General features: G+C 40.2%; 16 protein-coding genes and 1 tRNA gene. 13 read left to right on the top strand and 4 right to left on the bottom strand.

The window, feature by feature from the left end; all coding sequences use genetic code 11:
* Positions 1-115: 115 nt before the first annotated feature.
* The 3 genes from AS005_RS06945 to AS005_RS06935 form a co-directional block, all read right to left on the bottom strand.
* Positions 116-1,363 carry an MFS transporter gene (locus AS005_RS06945; RefSeq protein ID WP_101510951.1) on the bottom strand — a complete coding sequence of 416 codons (1,248 nt, stop codon included), beginning with the start codon at positions 1,361-1,363 and terminating at the stop codon, positions 116-118.
* A 61-nt stretch (positions 1,364-1,424) separates the two neighbouring features.
* Complete coding sequence (locus tag AS005_RS06940; protein WP_101510950.1) at positions 1,425-2,624, bottom strand: glycosyltransferase family 4 protein; 1,200 nt, start codon at positions 2,622-2,624, stop codon at positions 1,425-1,427.
* Positions 2,624-3,388 (bottom strand): N-acetyltransferase, encoded by a 765-nt coding sequence (locus tag AS005_RS06935; RefSeq protein WP_101510949.1) that lies wholly within the window; start codon positions 3,386-3,388, stop codon positions 2,624-2,626. The genes AS005_RS06940 and AS005_RS06935 overlap by 1 nt, the downstream gene beginning before the upstream one ends.
* A 148-nt stretch (positions 3,389-3,536) precedes the next feature.
* Here AS005_RS06935 and AS005_RS06930 point away from each other — a divergent pair, with 148 nt between their 5' ends.
* The 5 genes from AS005_RS06930 to AS005_RS06910 all read left to right on the top strand — a co-directional run bounded on the left by AS005_RS06930 (position 3,537) and on the right by AS005_RS06910 (position 11,077).
* Positions 3,537-4,697: a flagellin gene (locus AS005_RS06930; protein ID WP_101510948.1), complete on the top strand. Its 1,161-nt coding sequence runs from the start codon at positions 3,537-3,539 to the stop codon at positions 4,695-4,697.
* Positions 4,698-4,798: 101 nt separating this feature from the next.
* Positions 4,799-7,387, top strand: a complete 2,589-nt coding sequence (locus AS005_RS06925) for a glycosyltransferase family 2 protein (RefSeq protein ID WP_101510947.1) — start codon at positions 4,799-4,801, stop codon at positions 7,385-7,387.
* Positions 7,384-8,736: a glycosyltransferase gene (locus AS005_RS06920; RefSeq protein ID WP_101510946.1), complete on the top strand. Its 1,353-nt coding sequence runs from the start codon at positions 7,384-7,386 to the stop codon at positions 8,734-8,736. Before AS005_RS06925 ends, AS005_RS06920 begins: the two co-directional genes overlap by 4 nt.
* A 61-nt stretch (positions 8,737-8,797) precedes the next feature.
* Positions 8,798-9,994, top strand: a complete 1,197-nt coding sequence (locus tag AS005_RS06915; RefSeq protein WP_101510945.1) for an FprA family A-type flavoprotein — start codon at positions 8,798-8,800, stop codon at positions 9,992-9,994.
* Between the two features lie 6 nt (positions 9,995-10,000).
* Positions 10,001-11,077, top strand: coding sequence for an NAD(P)/FAD-dependent oxidoreductase (locus AS005_RS06910; RefSeq protein ID WP_101510944.1), 1,077 nt, complete (start codon positions 10,001-10,003; stop codon positions 11,075-11,077).
* Between the two features lie 122 nt (positions 11,078-11,199).
* On the opposite strand, the gene AS005_RS06905 is transcribed toward AS005_RS06910, so the two are convergent.
* A tRNA-Gln gene (locus AS005_RS06905) sits at positions 11,200-11,273 on the bottom strand.
* 59 nt (positions 11,274-11,332) lie between these two features.
* Between AS005_RS06905 and AS005_RS06900 the strand changes: the two genes are divergently transcribed.
* Genes AS005_RS06900 through AS005_RS06865 form a run of 8 tightly spaced genes read left to right on the top strand, consistent with a single transcriptional unit; the run spans position 11,333 to position 18,329 of the window.
* Positions 11,333-13,000 (top strand): nucleoside kinase, encoded by a 1,668-nt coding sequence (locus AS005_RS06900; protein WP_101510943.1) that lies wholly within the window; start codon positions 11,333-11,335, stop codon positions 12,998-13,000.
* 14 nt (positions 13,001-13,014) lie between these two features.
* The gene (locus tag AS005_RS06895) at positions 13,015-13,875 is read left to right on the top strand and encodes a DUF4941 domain-containing protein (RefSeq protein WP_233186274.1); all 861 of its coding nucleotides are present in this window, start codon (positions 13,015-13,017) and stop codon (positions 13,873-13,875) included.
* Positions 13,872-14,315, top strand: coding sequence for a GerMN domain-containing protein (locus tag AS005_RS06890; RefSeq protein WP_101510941.1), 444 nt, complete (start codon positions 13,872-13,874; stop codon positions 14,313-14,315). The genes AS005_RS06895 and AS005_RS06890 overlap by 4 nt, the downstream gene beginning before the upstream one ends.
* Positions 14,300-15,085: a tRNA (adenine-N1)-methyltransferase gene (locus tag AS005_RS06885; protein ID WP_199203879.1), complete on the top strand. Its 786-nt coding sequence runs from the start codon at positions 14,300-14,302 to the stop codon at positions 15,083-15,085. Before AS005_RS06890 ends, AS005_RS06885 begins: the two co-directional genes overlap by 16 nt.
* A complete protein-coding gene (locus AS005_RS06880) occupies positions 15,085-16,293 on the top strand; it encodes a S41 family peptidase (protein ID WP_101510939.1) in 1,209 nt (402 codons plus the stop codon). The genes AS005_RS06885 and AS005_RS06880 overlap by 1 nt, the downstream gene beginning before the upstream one ends.
* The gene (locus tag AS005_RS06875; protein WP_101510938.1) at positions 16,290-16,676 is read left to right on the top strand and encodes a hypothetical protein; all 387 of its coding nucleotides are present in this window, start codon (positions 16,290-16,292) and stop codon (positions 16,674-16,676) included. Before AS005_RS06880 ends, AS005_RS06875 begins: the two co-directional genes overlap by 4 nt.
* Positions 16,676-17,101: a hypothetical protein gene (locus AS005_RS06870; RefSeq protein WP_199203875.1), complete on the top strand. Its 426-nt coding sequence runs from the start codon at positions 16,676-16,678 to the stop codon at positions 17,099-17,101. Before AS005_RS06875 ends, AS005_RS06870 begins: the two co-directional genes overlap by 1 nt.
* 7 nt (positions 17,102-17,108) lie before the next feature.
* The gene (locus AS005_RS06865) at positions 17,109-18,329 is read left to right on the top strand and encodes a glycosyltransferase family 4 protein (RefSeq protein WP_101510936.1); all 1,221 of its coding nucleotides are present in this window, start codon (positions 17,109-17,111) and stop codon (positions 18,327-18,329) included.

Here is an 18,329-nt window from a genome sequence, read left to right as displayed (position 1 = left end):
TTTAATCCTCCGCCCCCTTCAAACCCACGCCGGCCTTTTTACAGGCACCGAGGGTGGGATCCAGGGGCGTGTGTTATGAATACCTCGGAGATTTTATCACTAAAATGTGAAAAATTCAATCGAGTTTGCTCTGTTTTCTCGGATCCGAGATGAATTTTAAGACGTAAAAGCAACCGAATGCACCGATTATTGCAGTGAGAATCATAAGCACATCGTATCCAAAAATATCCGCTATCTTCCCACCCACGAGTGGTGCAACGAAAGAAAATGGGGCGATAGAAAAATACAAGGATCCCATGTACAATTCCTTCCGTTTACCGGAAACGAAATCCAACGTGATTGCCATACTTCCCACATTGTTTGTGGTGTTGACGAGCCCCAACAGTGCAAAAGCAACGTAAGCCTCCAAGATACTGTTACATGTAACCACAAGAAGAACAGCAGAGGTATAGGCTACCTTACTCAGGATAAGATTGAGTTTGTGTCCCTTTTTATCACCGAGGGGACCGAACAGAAAAGATGATATTCCTTGTGATGCAAGTATGATAGCGGTAAAAACTGCTGCCACATCGTCTGAAAGAGAAAGCTTTTTCAAAATATAAACTGTTACGAAACCACTGGAAGCGAACATAAAGCTGGTGAGAATTCTATCCATCAAGTAATTTCTAAAATTTTTGTCAATAAAAACATTTTTCATGTTTCTTATGTAACTCCACATGGATTCATTTTCATAAACAGCACAATCGGGCACTTCTCTCGTGAGAATTAAAAAGAAGAAAGACACCATGAAAAATACAAACGATGTCATAAACACGTATCCAAAGTTTTTAGGAAATGGGTAACTGGAAAGTAGGTGTTTTGCAAGAACGGACCCACCGATTCCTAGGATTGCACCTAAGCCGCTTCCCATTGCAAAGAAAGAACCTCTTCTTTTCGGATCGATGACCTTCTCTATCATACTCATCCAAGGAGGACCAAGAAACCCCATAGTGAAAGTTGCCACTCCCATCATCAATATGGAAAGGTAGAGGGCCAATTTCGGTGAAGGAATTGCAAGGTAAAAACTTATTAGTGCCATAAAGAGATAAGGGAGTCTTTCTCCCATGGTAACTTTCAAAACGAGATCTAATTTCCTAGGAGACCTTTCGGCGTATTTGGCTCCCCATATAGCAGGAATACCCCAGCCCAAATTAGCGATGGCTGGAATGAGACCGATTTCAACATTCGATGCCCCAAGATTTTTTGCAAAGACGGGAAAGAGTGTGAAGATGGAACCCAGAGTCATACCGAGACTGAAAAAAGCCATATCGAGAGAGTTGACTATGAAGTTCCATCGATAGTCTTTTTCTGTGAGTTGCTTCATATCCAGCTCTCCTTCTGTCTTGGAATATGCGGCATACATTATTCTATCCTAATTTTTTATCTCAAGAGAAGAGAAAATCCTTTAATTTTTTGTAAAGGGGATCCCAACTTCTTTCTTGTTCTACAAACTCACGATTCTTCAAACCAAGATGAGAGAAGTCTCTTTCAAGAAGGGTTCTCAATGTTTCGGTGAGGTTTTTCTTGTTAAAGAAGATCGCACCACCCGTTTTTTTGAAGGGGAGCCCTTCTATGTCAACACAGAGAACGGGTTTCCCCGAAGCCATGTAGTCGAGAACCTTGTAAGAACTCACCGCAGGATCATTCATCTCAGCTGAAGAAAGTGTGAAAAGAAGGAAGTCCGCTTTTTGAAGGAGATAAGGAACACAAATCTTTGGAACAGGATCGAAGAAGAAAACGTTGGACAAATCTTTCGAAATGACCTTCAATTCCTCTAGATAGTTCGGCTGGGATGGCCCTATGAACAGAAAAGAAAATTTGTTTCTCAGATCTTTGGGCACTTTCTTCAAGGTTTGAAGGAATTCCTTTATTCCCTTATGAGGGGCTATCGATCCTGCGTAGACAACTTTTACTCTTCCTTGAGGAATCTTGGAGAAGATATCATCTACTGTAACACATCGCTTTGGATTCTCGAATTGTTTCACATCGATTCCGTTTGGAATGAAGATATGTTTTCGAGGTTGGATTTTCAGTCTTTTAAAGTGTTTTGAAAGATCCGGGAGCAAAAGGATGAGACCATCTGCTTTGGGATAATATTTTCTGCACATAAGGTCAAATAATTTTGCGACAGGATGAAAAGATGATAAAGATCCAAATTTCAAAAGATCGTCCGGCCAAACGTCTCTGATCTCGATGAAAAATTTTCCCTTTCCTTTCTTCTTTACGTAATACCATCCCAAACTCCACGAGAATGGATGTGGTGAAGATGCAATGATCACATCATAATCTCCTTTAAGAATGAGATGCTTCCCGTTCCTGTAATAATCGTATGAGGACAAGAATCTGTCGAAAGAGTTTTTACGATAAGTTCTCGTCTTTACAACAAGGAAGTTTATCCCCTCTTTGGAAAATCTCCAGCCGTATACCTCACTCCATCTCTTTTTCAAAAGATGAGAAAAGTCTCCAACGTAAATATCAACGTTGTAACCCTCGCTCACAAAACGTTTTGCCAGTTCAAAATGCCTCGTCTCGGCACTTCCCATTTCTGGAATACTCGCATAGTGGTTTAGTATCGCTATGTTCATTATTCTTCCTCCCGGTAGTAACTTTGATTCTCCAGAAGTTGATTCTCCGGTACATCTCCAACGACTTTAGCCGGTACCCCCATCACGATTTTTCTCGCTGGGACATCTCGCGTTACAACCGCTCCCGCTGCAACCAAAGCATCTTCCCCTACAACGATGCCCGGTAAAAGGGTCGCATTTGCACCGATTCTTGAACCTTTCTTCAATATCGGTCCCTTGAAGAATTTTTTTCTCTCTTCAGTTCGACCGAGAAAATTGTCGTTCGTGAAAGTAACTTCAGGAGCAACGAAACAATAATCCTCCACGACGGAAAAAGCCGTTATGTACGCATTCGTTTCTATTTTCACGTATTTCCCTATGGTTGTTTCGTTTTCGATCGTTACACCTTTTCCGACGACGGAAGCGATTCCTACGGTTACTCTCTCTCTTATCACTGCAAGATCACCGACAAAAACAAAGTCTTCCAATAGAGCCCCTTTGTACACAACAGAATTCGCTCCTATCACGACGTTGTTGCCTATTTTCAAAGGCGATAATCCAGTTGCCTCTTTCGTAGTAGCAGATGTACTAGATTTCCAAGGTTCTTTTCCCAATACCGCCCCATCGAAAATCACACAGTTGTCACCAATTTTAGTTCCTTCTTTTATGACGACGTTGTTTCCAATCTTCACATTCTTACCAACGATCACGTTGTCTTCTATAACGACGTTGTAACCTATCTCCACACTTCCCTCAAAGACTGCTAATTTGGATATATAAGACACTCAATTCACCTCCTCGAAGGAATTTTATCACTTTCGTTGTTACAAACATTTAACATTAAAACCCCATGATTTTTTTCCGATTAAAAAGATGGAAAACCCGGCGCCGGGCACAGGGAAGTAAAAAACTTCACATGGAGGTGAAGTGTCTATGAGAATTAACCACAACATAAGTGCATTGAACGCTTGGAGGAATATCAATCAAACACAGTACAGTATGAGTAAAACTCTTGAAAGACTTTCCTCTGGTCTCAGAATCAACAGGGCTGGAGATGACGCTGCTGGTCTTGCAATCAGTGAAAAGATGAGAGGCCAGATCAAAGGATTGAACATGGCTATTAAAAATGCTCAAGACGCAATTTCTTTGATCCAAACAGCAGAGGGAGCGCTTACAGAAGTCCACTCGATCCTTCAGAGAATGAGGGAACTCGCGGTTCAAGCTGCAAGTGATACAAACACAGATGTCGACAGAGAGCAGATTCAAAAGGAAATTGACCAACTCAGAGAAGAGATCGACAGAATCGCAAGAACAACCGAGTTCAACACCAAAAAACTACTCGATGGAAAGCTTGAAAGTTTCAGAAACGAAGTTGATGCCAAAGTTGTGACCGGTGGAAATATAAATGTGCAACTTGGAACGGTTTCCAGTGCCGCGATTGAAGGAACTTACGTGATAGAAGTCGGACAGCTGAACGGAAGTGAGACCAGCCAGCTCGATGTCAAAATCACTCTGTTCACAGCAAGTGGAAGTACATCCACGATAACATCTATAACAGCCGGTTCTGCAACGCTCGGTAACATTAACTTCACCTGGACAGTTGCTTTTGATATAAACGACTTTGGTGGAGCATTGCCTTCAGGTGAAGTGGTTGACAGCGCTGTCGTCAGAGTTGAAGCTCTCAACACATCGAATTCTCAACTCGTCTTCCAAATTGGAGCTAACGAAGGACACAACATGGTAGCTGGTATTGACGATATGAGTTCTGGAGCTTTGGGACTGACAACGGCATCACTCGATGTGACTACACAAGATTCCGCTGAAAGATCTATAATGGTCATAGATGCAGCGATTCATAGGGTAAGCACAGCAAGGGCCGCATTGGGTGCTGTACAGAACAGACTCGAACACACGATTTCCAACCTCGGTGTTGCAGCAGAAAACCTGACCGCCGCAGAATCCAGAATCAGAGACGCAGACATGGCAAAAGAGATGATGGAATTCACGAAACAACAGATCTTGCTCCAGTCCAGTATGGCAATGCTCGCGCAGGCCAATACGCTGCCACAAAATGTCCTACAGCTCATGAGATAATGGCAATTGATAACAAGCAAAAAGGGGGCACACGCCCCCTTTTGTTTTTTTGAAGGAATTCTACTCTCTAGCACAGAAAAATTTCATTGAGGTGATGTTTCATGGGGAAATGCTTGCTTTCTGTTGCGATGATCGTGAAAGATGAAGAACAAAACATAAGAAGGGCACTGGAAAGTGCCAAGAGCGTCGTAGATGAGATTGTGGTGGTGGATACCGGCTCTAAAGATAGAACTCCTGAGATCGCAAGTGAGTACACCGATAAACTCTTCTTTCATGAATGGAAAGACGATTTCTCTGAAGCGAGAAATTTTTCACTGAGGTTTCCTACCTGTGAGTGGGTTCTCATTCTAGATGCTGATGAGGAAGTTTCTGAAGATTTCAAAAAGAACATTAGAAGCTTCCTTGAAAGTTTGCCTAGAGATGTGAACACCGTGTACCTTCCAACGTTGAGCTATCTTGACTGGGATTTCAAAAGAACGGAAATTGCTTCCACACCACGTATTTTTAGAAATGGAACGGTTCGTTACAAAAACATCGTACACAATCAACCAGTCTACAAGCCAAAGGTGGTTCATGCACCATTTGTGATATACCACTATGGCTACATCTGGACCAGAAAACTCAAAAAGAAGAAATACGAAAGAACCGCTACTCTCATAAAAAAGCATCTCGAAACGGCAAAGAATCCTGCTGAGAGGATATACTATCTCGTCCAGCTCTACAAAACAGAACTGAGCATTGGAAAAAAATCGGAAGCAAACAAAATAGCTTGGAAAACTTTGGAAGAGATCAAAAAAGTTGGAATGATACCGCCTATTGGCCTCGAATTTTTTTATCTGTTTGGTTTGACACTCGTCACCAATGGATTTCTTGAAAAGGGGGAGGAACTCATAGACCTTGCATTGAAAGCTTTCCCAGACAACCCAGACCCTTACTTCGCGAAGATGATAATTTTTGAGAGAAGATCAAATTGGGAGAAGATGTATGAATACGGAAAGAAGTTTCTGGAAGTACTTGATTTTGCTTTGAATAGAATGGAAAAATATGAGTTCACCATTCTAAGTATGAAGGAAATCGGAATAGCCCATCTGCTTCTGTGTCACGCCTGTTTGAAGATGAAGAAATGGGAAGAAGCCTACGACCATCTCTTGAAAGCGATAGAAGAAGACGTGGATCCTTCTAAACTTTCCATTACACTCCGTATCATTTCAGAAATAGACGAACGAGAAGAATTTCAAAAAAGTCTCAAACTTGTCGAAAAAATAGCAGAACATGGTGAAAACCTGTTCTTCGACGATATAATAACGAAGATCGCCGAACTCGATGTAAGAGTTCCCGAAAGATTGTTGAGGAAGGTTCCTCTCTCAAAAAGAATCTCGAAATTGATCGTAGAAAGGTTGATAAGAAGAAAAGATCTGCTACTGGAATATCTCACCGAAGGTGATCTGAACTCTTTTGTGAAAAAAACCGGAATTCCGGGACTTCTTCTTGCTTTCGAACTTTTGAAAGGCCAAGAGAGCGAAGGGAAGATTATCAGACTCCTCTCAAAGATAGAAGGCGACGAAAAACTATCAGGGGTAATCCAAGCGCTTACAGGAGATCTCTATCTCAAACTTGGAAACTTCTCCGAAGCCGTTTCTAGATACAGAAAAGCTGTAGAATTGATGCCAGAAATAGCAAGTTTCGTAAAACCCGTTGTGGAAGATTTGAAAACAAAACTCGACCCGAATACAGAAGGAGTCTATGAAGAACTTTATAGATACTTCTCCGGTTATAAAGAATTTCCTTTCGACCTCCTTGATTACGCAAAAGAGGATGCAGAAAAACTGTATCTCATCTCTGACCATCCTATAGCCGTCTATGCTTCTGCTGTTGCCCTATTCAACAAGGATAAAAAGAAAGCAAGAGAATTACTTGAAAGTTTGGAAGATATTACCAAATTGCCTTTTTACTACTATAGACTTGCGAAGATCTATGAAAAAGACTCTCCAAAGAAAGCCTTTGAACTACATATAAAGGCATTAAAGGAGAACGAAAAATTAGGAGACATCGTTCTGGGGAGATACCCATACACCGAACTTTATCCAAATCAAATTCTTCCTTTCATGAAACAAGAAGATGAAATCGTTTGGGTTGGAAACATCACGGAGAAATTTTCGAGTCTTGGAGTGATACACCCCATCAGAATTTGGAAGAGAAAAGAAGATTTCTACTATTCGATTCCGTTCCCAACTGATGAGGCGTTGAAGCTCTACAAGGAAAGAGAACAAAAAACTTACAAAGAACCTCCTTTTAAAATAAAAGAAGAGTATGTTCTCGAAGTACTTGCAGAGAGTGATATAGAGGATCTATTCGTGAACGAGAAATCTCCAGAATTAATTTCTATTGTGAGAGATTTGGGAATAGAGATAAAAGAAAACTCTGAAAACTACCTTCTGATTTCCGGGATAGAAAGGTCTCTGAGTCTCGAAGAATTATTGGTAAATTCGAAAAGAGCGCTTCTTTTTTTCTTCGTCCCCAATCTAGATAACAGAGAAGATCCTGTGTGGTTCTACCCCGCTTTCAGGGTGCTGAGAACGACCGCTCAAATGAGGAAAACGTTAGAGAAAATTGGATTCTCCATTAAACAGTTGAAAACTTTCGGAAAGAACCTAAGATTTGCAGAAGTACTCAGGAGGAAAAATCAATGACGGTTTTTGATGAAATAAAAAGGATGATCGAAAAAAAGGAATTTTCTAAAGCGAAAAAAATACTGGAAAGAATGGAAGATGATGCGGAAAAGTATAACACTTTGGGAATCATCTGTTACTACGAAGGAAACATCGACGAAGCTTCCAACTATTTCAGGAAAGCTCTAGAACTGAATCCGGTTCACGACGATGCTCTTTTCAATTACTCAAAAGTCCTGTTTGAAAAGGGACTTCACTTCGAATCATGGCGTTATCTGACGAGGATTAATCGAAAAACATGGGAAATTTTCGACATGCTTGGCGACACACAGCTGAGACAGAACAACCTAGCCATGGCGCTTCATTACTATCATAAAGCTGTGGAACTTTCTAATCTATCCGAAATGAAAAACAAGTATGAGACACTCAAAAATCAACTCAAGAAAGCCTTGAGACTTGCTATTTTCTGCCTACCCAGATTGGACAATTTCATAAAGGACATAGTAAGTGTGCTTTCAGAAATTTACGAAGTAGAGGTTGTTGTGACAACAGACGGAAGACAAATAGCAGATGCTTACAATCGAGCGGATATCGTTTGGATAGAATGGGCAAACGAAATGGCTATTTATATAACAAACAATTTTCCGAAAAACGATAAGAAAGTCATCTGTAGGCTCCACAGTTACGAAGCACTCGGTAATTACCCCGAGAAAATAAATTGGACCAACGTAGATACTGTGGTGTTGGTTGCCGACCACATAGAATCTATTTTAAAGGCTTATCATGAAAATGTGTACAAGAAGATAAGAGAGAAGATCAAAATAATACCAAATGGTGTCAATTTGAATCGATTTAAGTACACAATTCATTCTCCCGGTTTTAACATCGCAGTCGTGGCAAACATAAATTACAAAAAAGCTCCTGAGATGTGGCTTCAGGTTATAGGAATGTTGAAAAAGATCGATGAAAGGTATACTCTTCATGTTGCGGGTGGTTTTCAAGACTTACGTTATCTACACTATTTCAAGTACCTCATCGATGATGCCGGGTTGAGAAAAAACGTCAGATTGTACGGTTTTGTAAAGAATGTAAATGAATTCTTGGAGGACAAGAATTATCTCCTCTCAACGAGTATTCATGAAAGTTTTGGATACAATATAGCAGAAGCAATGGCAAGAGGTATAAAACCGATAATTCACAACTACGCCGGCTCGAAAAAACAGTGGCCAAAAGAGCTTGTGTACAATTACATACACGAAATACCGAGAATTTTGAATCAAGAGTATTCGTCGGATGAATACAGGAAACACATTGAGTTGAACTACTCGCTTGAAAAGCAGATAAAAACTATTTACAGTATTCTCATATAAAAATTGCAGTGTTTTGATATAATAGTTTGGATTACCTAATTAACACTTGGAGGTGCTAACTGTGCCGAAAGTTCGTATGAGACAAATTTTTAACGACCCTGAGATCTACATTCTGAGAGTAGATGATGATCGAATAAGATTTTTTGAAGCGGTTTGGGAGATCCCCGAGGGAATCAGTTACAATTCGTACCTTGTGAAAACAAAAGACGCTAACATACTGATAGACGGTTGGAAGAGAAATTACACAGGAGAGTTTCTTACCACACTTTCAAAGCTCATAGACCTGAAAGATATCACACATATCATAGTGAATCACACGGAACCAGATCATAGCGGAACACTTCCCTCTATACTTGAAGCCAATGAAAACAAAGCAAAAATAATTACTTCTAACTTTGGGAAACGACTTCTGGAAGGTTTCTACGGAGTAAAAGAAGTTGATGTCGTAGCAGATGGTGAAGAAAGAGAAATTGGAGGAAAAACTTTCAAATTCATCATGACTCCTTGGCTTCACTGGCCCGATACGATGGTAACCTACCTAGATGGAATTCTCTTTGGCTGTGATGTGGGTGGAGGATATTCTCTTCCTGGTATGTTGGACGATTCAGATGAGACCGTGGTTGAGGAATATCTTTCATACGTTACCAAATACATTGTCACTGTGATAGGACATTACAAAGATTACATCTTAGAGGGTGTAAAAAAACTTTCTCAATTTGAAATAAAAGCTCTTCTTCCAGGTCATGGCCTCATTTGGAAAAGAGATCCTCAAAAACTCATAAAACATTATTTGAATGTTGCAAAGGGTATCTCCAACAGAAAGAAAGTGACTATCATTTATGACTCCATGTACGGATTCGTTGAAAACGTTATGGTAAAGGTGATCGAATCACTCAAAGCAGAAGGAATCACGCCGGTTGTCTACAAATTCTCTGACGATGAAAGTCCCGCAATAAGCAATGTATTGAAAGACATCCCAGACAGCTCTGCCTTGATCTTTGGAATCTCCACTTACGAAGCGGATCTTCATCCACTTATGAGATACACAATTTACGAAATCTCCGACAAAGCCAATTATGAAAAACCAGTTCTTGTTTTCGGCGTACACGGTTGGGCACCCTCCGTTGAGAGAAAAACAAGAGAGCTTCTGAAGGGTACGAAATACAAAGTTCTATCTTTTGTAGAAATGAAAGGCGCTAACATAAACGAAAATGAAGTAAACGAGGCACTAAAAAAGCTTTTAAAAGAATTGGAGTGATGTGAAATGAGAGTGGTCATCATCGGAAATGGTCCTGGAGGAATTGAACTTGCAAAACAACTTTTCAAGGATCATGAGGTGACAATCGTTGAAAAAGAGAATGTTCCCTATTATACGAAACCGATGCTCAGCCACTATATAGCGGGATTGACAAAAGAGGAAAATCTCTTCCCTTACTCTCTGGAGTGGTACAAGGAAAAGGGCATAAACCTTCTCCTTGGAACAGAAGCAAGAAGAATAAATATAGAAAGAAAAACGGTAGACACAAATAAAGGAACTTTCGCATACGATGCCTTAGTACTTGCCACAGGGGCAAAGCCTCGTAAAGTCCACATCCCAGGTGAGGAAAACATGCTAACTTTGAGAACCCTGGACGACGCCAAGAAACTTAAAGAGAAGGTAGAGAAAGAGGGGGAGCTCCTCATAATCGGAGGAGGATTCATCGGTCTAGAACTCGCTGGTAATCTTTCAAAAAGAGGTTACAAAGTAAAAGTAGTAGAGAAAACCCCATTCCTCATGGGTATGGACAAAGACTTGACAGCTAAAATAAAAGAAAAGCTTGAAGAGTACGGTGTAGAATTCTTTCTCAGTAGAAATATTGAAAAAATAGAAAATGACGCGGTTGTCACTGACAAGGAGAAAATCCCATCGAAAGTGGTACTTTGTTCCATTGGAATTGTTCCCGAAGTAACACTTGCAAAAGAAAGCGGACTCTCCACAAACAAAGGGATTTTGGTGGACAAAACGTTCAAAACCTCAGTGTCCGATATTTACGCCATAGGAGACTGTGCAGAATTCAGGGGAATCGTGTGTGGAACAGCCAAAGCTGCTATGATGCATGCAAAAGTACTCGCAAACAATTTAAAAGGCCTACCGGACGAGTATGATTTTTACTTCAGATCGTCCTACTTCAAGTTTGGAGATTTTCCAATTGCGATGGTGGGAACTTTTACGAAAGATGGAAAATGGTTGGATAATGAAACAAAGGCTTTTTACAAAGATGGAAGAATCGTGGGAGTTGTGGTATTGGAAGATATGAAGAAAGCGAGAGAATGGGAGGAAAAACTTAGAGATTCATTATGAACCTCTCATCGGAATCGCAGAAGAATAATATCTTCAGAACAGGATTTTTTCTCTGGTTTAGGTGTGATTTAGAAAAAAGAAAGAGTAATAAAATCAAAGCCCCCTTCAGGGGGCTTTCGATTTGGCTGGGGCGGGTGGATTCGAACCACCGATCGCGGATCCAAAGTCCGCCGCCTTACCGCTTGGCTACGCCCCAACCCATTCCGTGCTATAATTTTACCACTGCAGGAGAATCTTTTCAAGGGAGGGTGGGGTGTGAGAGAAATTGTTCTCGTTTCAAAGATCGATAACAGGAAAATTACTCTCAAAGAGGGAGAGAATCTTTTCAAAATAGCCGATGAGTATCAAAAATATTTCAAATACAAAATACTGGCCGCAAGGGTGAACAATCGAATAGTGGAACTTTTCAGAGCACCTGATAGAGGTGGTGAACTTGAATTTTTAGATCTCACCGACAAAGACGGCCTCAGAATATATCAACGCGGCCTTGTCTTCTTGGCGAGTCTTGCGATAAAGAAGCTGAATTCCAACTGGAAATTAAAGGTCCTCCATTCTCTTGGGAAAGGGATCTATTGTGAAATTTATGAAAATGAAAGGCTAATGCTTCCAAACTCAGAAAATGTAACCACTATAAAGCGTAAAATGAGAGAACTTGTGGAAAGGGATCTTCCCATAGAGAAGAGAACCTTTTATAAAAACGAAGCAAAAGAAATTCTTTCTAAAGAAGGACTTTTCAAAACTGTTGAGCTTTTCAAGTACAGGAAGAAAAGGACAGTGAAACTTTATCACTGTGACGGATTTTGGGCGTACTTTTATGGATATCTTCCACCGAGTACAGGTAGAATCGATACCTTCGATGTTCAATCTTACAATCAAGGAATCGTTCTTGTACACCCTGATCCAAAAACCGATGAACTTCCCACGATTCACATGCCGAAACTCTCGCGTGTTTTCCTCGAGTATGCACGATGGTTGAACGTTCTAGAAGTTGAATACGTGTCTGATCTAAACAATATAATAGCTCACAGTGAAAGAAAAGTAGCTGAGCTGATGCTTCTTTCTGAAGCGCTTCACGAGAAAAAAATAGCAGATATAGCAGATGAAATCTCGAAAGATAAACGAAGACGACTCGTTCTCATAGCAGGACCTTCATCTTCTGGAAAGACCACTTTCGCGAAAAGATTATCCATCCAATTGAGAGTTAATGGATTGAAACCTGTAGCTATTTCCCTCGACGATTATTTTGTAGACAGAGAGAAAACCCCTCGAGATGAGAATGGAAACTATGATTTTGATTCAATTGAAGCTCTCGACATAGAATTGTTCAACAGGCACCTTCAAGATCTCCTTGCAGGAAAAGAGGTCGTTCTTCCCAAATTCAATTTCAAGACCGGGAAGAGAATGAGAGGGCCAACGCTCAAGCTAGAAAAAGACAACATCATAATAGTGGAAGGGATACACGGATTGAACGAAAGACTAACAGCTTCCATACCTAAAGAACAGAAGTTTAAAATATATGTGAGTGCTCTTACTCAACTGAACATCGATGATCACAATAGAGTCACAACAACAGATACACGACTTCTTAGAAGAATAGTAAGAGATTACAAGTTCAGGGGTCATTCGGCGCATGACACCTTGAAAATGTGGCCAAACGTTAGAAGAGGGGAAGAAAGGAATATATTCCCATATCAAGAAGAAGCAGACGCGATGTTCAATTCTGCGTTGGTTTATGAAATACCTGTTTTGAGAATATTTGCAGAACCTCTACTTGTACAAGTTCCAGAGGAGACACCGGAGTATTCAGAAGCACTTAGATTATTAAAATTGCTAGATTTCTTTCTCCCGATAACCAACATTGAAGACATTCCCGACAAATCGATCTTGAGGGAATTTATAGGAAGGAGCATTTTCAAGTACTGATGAGAGGAATACTTTTGGTTTTTGTTCTTTTTTCCACAATAGTTGTAGCGGATGCGATCACTTTTGAAGCTACTCTTTTGAAATTTGATGATTTATACCAAATTTTCGAACAACACTCGAAACTTTTCGAGATTACACCGCCATCTACGGGAATAATTGGCAGTTTGAGGTATCTTGAATACAATGGCCACGTCTTGGCAAACGTGGAAGATCTTTATATTCTGGATAACAATAAACTCTCTACACCGGGCCTCCCTGTGGAAAAATTGGAACTTTTTGGTATTTATTATGTAAAGATCGATAATCAAATCAAGATAATAACGTGCCAAGTGAATTCGATAAAAGAGATTGGAAGAACGATTGTGATCGACTACAGAGGAGAAAGGGCTTTCGAGGTGAATCAATCGAGAGGTAAGGTAGAAATCCTTGTTAAAGACTGGTTGGTAATGAACGAAACAATTAAAAAACCAGGAGAAGTGTTGTTCGAAAGAGAAGGCGTTAAAGTTGAGAAAACAGCGGAAAGCGATGGTCAGTATAGAATTTTATTGAGTTCTGAATCCTCTGGGAATTACGTTATAAAACCCTTGGGAGAAAGGATTGATCCTTTCGAAAAAAATGTGGTATTTCTTGTGGGTTACGGTGATGGAAGAATCATTGTGAGGAGTTTTTCTAAGGACTTGAGTGGTCTCGATTTGCCATCTTACTCTGAATCTTTAAAGATAGCCAGACAAATCGCATCCTTAATGGGTTACAAGATCGAAGAATGTCCTGTTTACGACATACCCGTTGGTGTTACTGGAATGATTGTTCTTTTGAAAGACGAAGAAGATATGCCCATACTCTTGGATACTATAAAAAGGTTGATGGAAAAATGAGATGGATAACATTTCTCTTAACGATGGTTGTTGTCATAACTATTGCGGTTGAATTGAAAATCTGTTACTTAAATGACTCACTTTTACCTATTGTGAAAGTCGTAGAGGGTAAAGAGAATCTCGTTTTAGAGATGTTTGAAGCACTTTCTTCTCCACCATATGGATTGAGGACTTTCGTGCCCAAAGATGTTTTGAGGGCGTATTTTTTCGTAGATAACTATTTAATTCTCGATCTTTACGGCGAGAAGTTGAAAGGATTGGATTTTACAGCTGAAAGGTATTTCCTTCATCAGCTTCTCTATACGATTTTTTTGAATGTAAAAGGAATAAACAACGTGTATATCCTTGTAGATGGAAAAAAACGGAATGTTTTGGTAAAACATGTAGATATAAGATTCAGCTTTCCAAGAGAGGTGTGGTCAAAATGGCCGGTGCATTGAAACCTGGAGAAAGGGTCCTTCTTTCTTTCGAAGATGAAAGCGAATTTTTAGTTAATCTGGAAATTGGCAAAAGGCTTCATACACACTTGGGGGTGATAGATCTCAACGAAGTCCTAGAAAAAGAACCGGGAGAAATCATAAGAACATCTGTCGGGAAAAAGGGATACATCTTGAAGCCCAGGCTGATCGATGAAATAATGAACATGAAGAGGAGAACTCAAATTGTTTATCCAAAAGATTCCTCTTTTATTGTTATGATGTTGGACGTGAAGGAAGGTGACAAAGTCATCGACACGGGAGTCGGAAGTGGAGCAATGTGTGCGGTTCTCGCTAGAAACGTTGGCAGTACAGGTAGAGTGTTTGCTTATGAAAGAAGAGAAGAATTCGCAAAGCTTGCCGAGAGTAACCTGAAATCATGGGGACTTATCAACAGGGTTACAATAAAGGTAAGGGACATATCCGAAGGTTTCGATGAAAAAAATGTCGATTCTCTCTTTCTAGATGTCCCAGATCCTTGGAATTACATAGATCGATGTTGGGAAGCTTTGAGAGGCGGAGGTAGATTTGCAACCGTATGTCCCACGACTAACCAAGTGCAAGAGACGTTGAAGAAACTTCACGAATTCCCCTTTGTGAAGATAGAAGTATGGGAAAGTCTTTTTAGACAATACAAACCTGTACCAGAAAGATTGAGGCCCATGGATAGAATGGTTGCGCACACCGCTTACATGATATTTGCCACCAAAGTTTGTAGAAGGGAGGAAATATGATGAAATTGAATCAACTCACCAAATTCGTTATTATAAGCGTTTCAGTATTAGTTCTCACGCTCTTGCTAGGGGGTTCCACTAAGACAGATCTCACCGTAGAAGAGATAAACAAGGCTCTCGGACCGTTCTTCGACTCACTTTCTTACATCTTGAACTACTACTATGAGGCGGACAAGTTGGACATCAACAAATTGATAGACCATGCTATAGATGGCCTCGTGAAAGGAACAGGTGACGATTTCTCCTACTATCAAGATCCAGAAACTTACAGAGAAAGTCAGATAGAGATGAAAGGAGAGTATGGAGGCCTTGGAATAGAAGTAACATATGATACTGAGCACAGTGCAATAAAAGTGGTAGCTCCAATGTATGGAACACCAGCATGGCGAGCGGGTTTGAGAGCCGGGGATCTCATCATAACAATCGACGGAACACCCGTCTCAAAGATGACTTACATGGAAGCGGTAAATAATCTGAGGGGAGAACCCGGAACATCTGTCACAATAGAAGTTTTGAGAGACAGCAAAAAACTTACTTTCACCATAGTGAGGGAAAAGATTGAGATAAAAATGGTTCTTTATTCTTTCATAGAAACGGAAAAAGGAAGGATAGGTTACGTGAGAATAACCCGTTTTGGAGAAAAGGCAGATTCAGATATGAAAAACGCTTTAGACAAAATTTTCGAAAAAGGCGTGAAAGGATTGATCATAGATGTGAGGGACAATCCTGGTGGTTATCTCGATGTTGCTTTGAAAATTGTCAGTATGTTTGTCGATAAAGGTGTGATTTTGAAGGTTAGAAACGGATTTGGTGAGGAAGATGTGTACGAGTCTTATGGTAACGATTATCCAAACGTACCCATAGTAGTCTTAACGAACGAAGGATCCGCATCCGCGTCTGAAATTCTGACCGGAGCTTTGAAAGATCTAGGAATAGCAACGGTCGTTGGAAGGAAAACGTTTGGAAAAGGTTCAGTACAAACAGGGTTTCCTTTGAGTAACGGTGGAGTCCTTTTCCTCACAACAGCTCATTATCTCACACCGTCCGGGAAAGATATACATAAAATCGGTATAGAACCGGATGTTCTGGTAGAAGAGGAAGTAGAAGAAGATCTTCACGCAGAGACAAGAGAACAGATAGAAATCGATCCAGAAAAAGATCCGTTCATAAAGAAAGGTCTAGAGGTTCTTCTTGAAAAGATAAAATGACGAGAAACGGCTTTCTTTTAATCCTTTTGATAGCTTCATTGGTGTTAACAGTAGTGGATGTTACTATCAAAAGCGAAAGGAAGGAGATCGTGAGGCTCCCTTCCTTTGTTTTTGATGTCGACACGCCTTGGGAATCTGTCGTCGAAGATCTCAAAGAAGAACTGAATCGTTCCATTCTCGTGAATGAAATAATGAAAGAAATCTCAGATGTTGATTACTATCCCGAGTGGAAATCGTTTGTTTTCAGAAACGAGGAAGATTTTGAAAAAGCAATAAGGATTGTCGCAAGGGAAACTGGAGAAACACCAGCACTTAAATCTTTTGAGAACGACATAAGGTATCTGTTCGTAAGGGGAATGTATTTCATATTGAAGGTGAAATGATGCTGAATTCAACGCGACTGGACGATTCTATGAAAAAGTATTCTTTCTTGGTTCCCGTTGTAGTGTTCTTTGTTAATCTACTGGGTTTTTGGGATGAAGTGACGCTTGTGTACAACTCACTGAGAATCTACTTGAAAATAGGAGAAGCTTTTTTTTGGTTCTTCCTCTACACCCTTTTAATAGCAGGTGTTTACAAAATTGTGAGTAGAAGATCACCCAGTGAAATGATGGTTGCATTTTCTCCTTACGTTCTTTTACCACTTCTGTCTCTGTTGTTGGATCCAAGAATATCGATTCTGATACTCTTTGGTGTCTCAGTTTTTTTTCTACAGAAAGTGCAATTCAAAAAGTTGTTTTTTTTGATCCTCTTGAGATTACCAGTTGTTCTTTTCCTCGTCTGGAAAGTCTCTTTGTGGATGAGGTGAATGAGTTATGAACATCGGAATGTTCAGTGATACTTATGCACCACAAATAAACGGTGTTGCCACATCTATAAAGATTTACAAAGAGAAGTTAACCGAGCGCGGCCACAAAGTAGTAGTGGTGGCACCGTCCGCTCCGAGAGATGAAAAAGATGTTCTTGTGGTTAAAAGTATTCCATTTCCTTCGGAGAGGCAACACAGGATCTCTATTGCCCCCACCAAACGGATTCTCGATTTTGTAAGAGAGAATAAAGTTCAAATACTACACAGTCATTCCCCCTTCTTTATGGGATTCAAAGCGTTAAAGATACAAGAAGAAATGATGCTTCCTCATGTCCACACCTATCACACTCTTCTTCCTGAATACAGACATTATATTCCAAAACCATTCACTCCCCCCCGAAAGATGGTAGAACATTTCAGCGCATGGTTTTGCAACCTAGTGAATGTAGTAATCGCTCCAACAGAAGATATAAAATCCGAATTGGAAAGTTACGGTGTGAAGAGACCCATTAAAGTACTTCCAACAGGCATAGAAATCGAAAAGTTCGAAAATGCGAAAGCAGACGATCTCAGAAAAAAATATGGACTCGTCAACAAAAAGGTCATTTTGTACGTTGGAAGAATAGCGAAAGAGAAAAATATAGAGTTCCTCTTGCATGTATTCGAAAAAGTAAATTCACCAGATACTGTTTTTGTTATGGTTGGGGACGGTCCCGAGAGAAAAGAAGTTGAAGAGTTTGCCAGAAAAAGACAACTGAACGTTGTAGTAACAGGTTACATACCCCATGAGAAGATACCGAAGTACTACAAAATCGGTGATGTGTTCTTGTTTGCCTCGAAAACTGAAACCCAAGGATTGGTACTTTTGGAAGCGCTGGCCTCTGGTTTACCCGTCGTGGCTTTGAAGTGGAAAGGCGTGAAGGACGTTTTGAAAGGTTGTGAAGGAGCCATTCTTATCGAAAAAGAGAACACTGAAGATTTTGCAAGAATTTTGAGAAACGTTCTTGAAAATCACAGACTGAGAGAAGAACTTTCCGAAAAGGGGAAAGATTTCGTTAGAAAGAACTGGTCTGTGGAATTTTTTGTGAGCAAGTTGGAAGAAATTTACTTGGAAGCACTAGAAGAAGGACCTCTTGAGATAAATACCTCTCTTATGATAAAGGAGTTTGTAAAATTTGAGAAATTGAAGGAGTTCTTCTCTAAATTGGAAGACAGAATTTGGAGGTGA

It is taken from the genome of Thermotoga sp. KOL6 (assembly GCF_002866025.1).
Taxonomy (GTDB): Bacteria; Thermotogota; Thermotogae; order Thermotogales; family Thermotogaceae; genus Thermotoga.
Note: the sequence above shows the minus strand (reverse complement) of the source record. Positions and strands in the feature narration are given on the sequence as shown.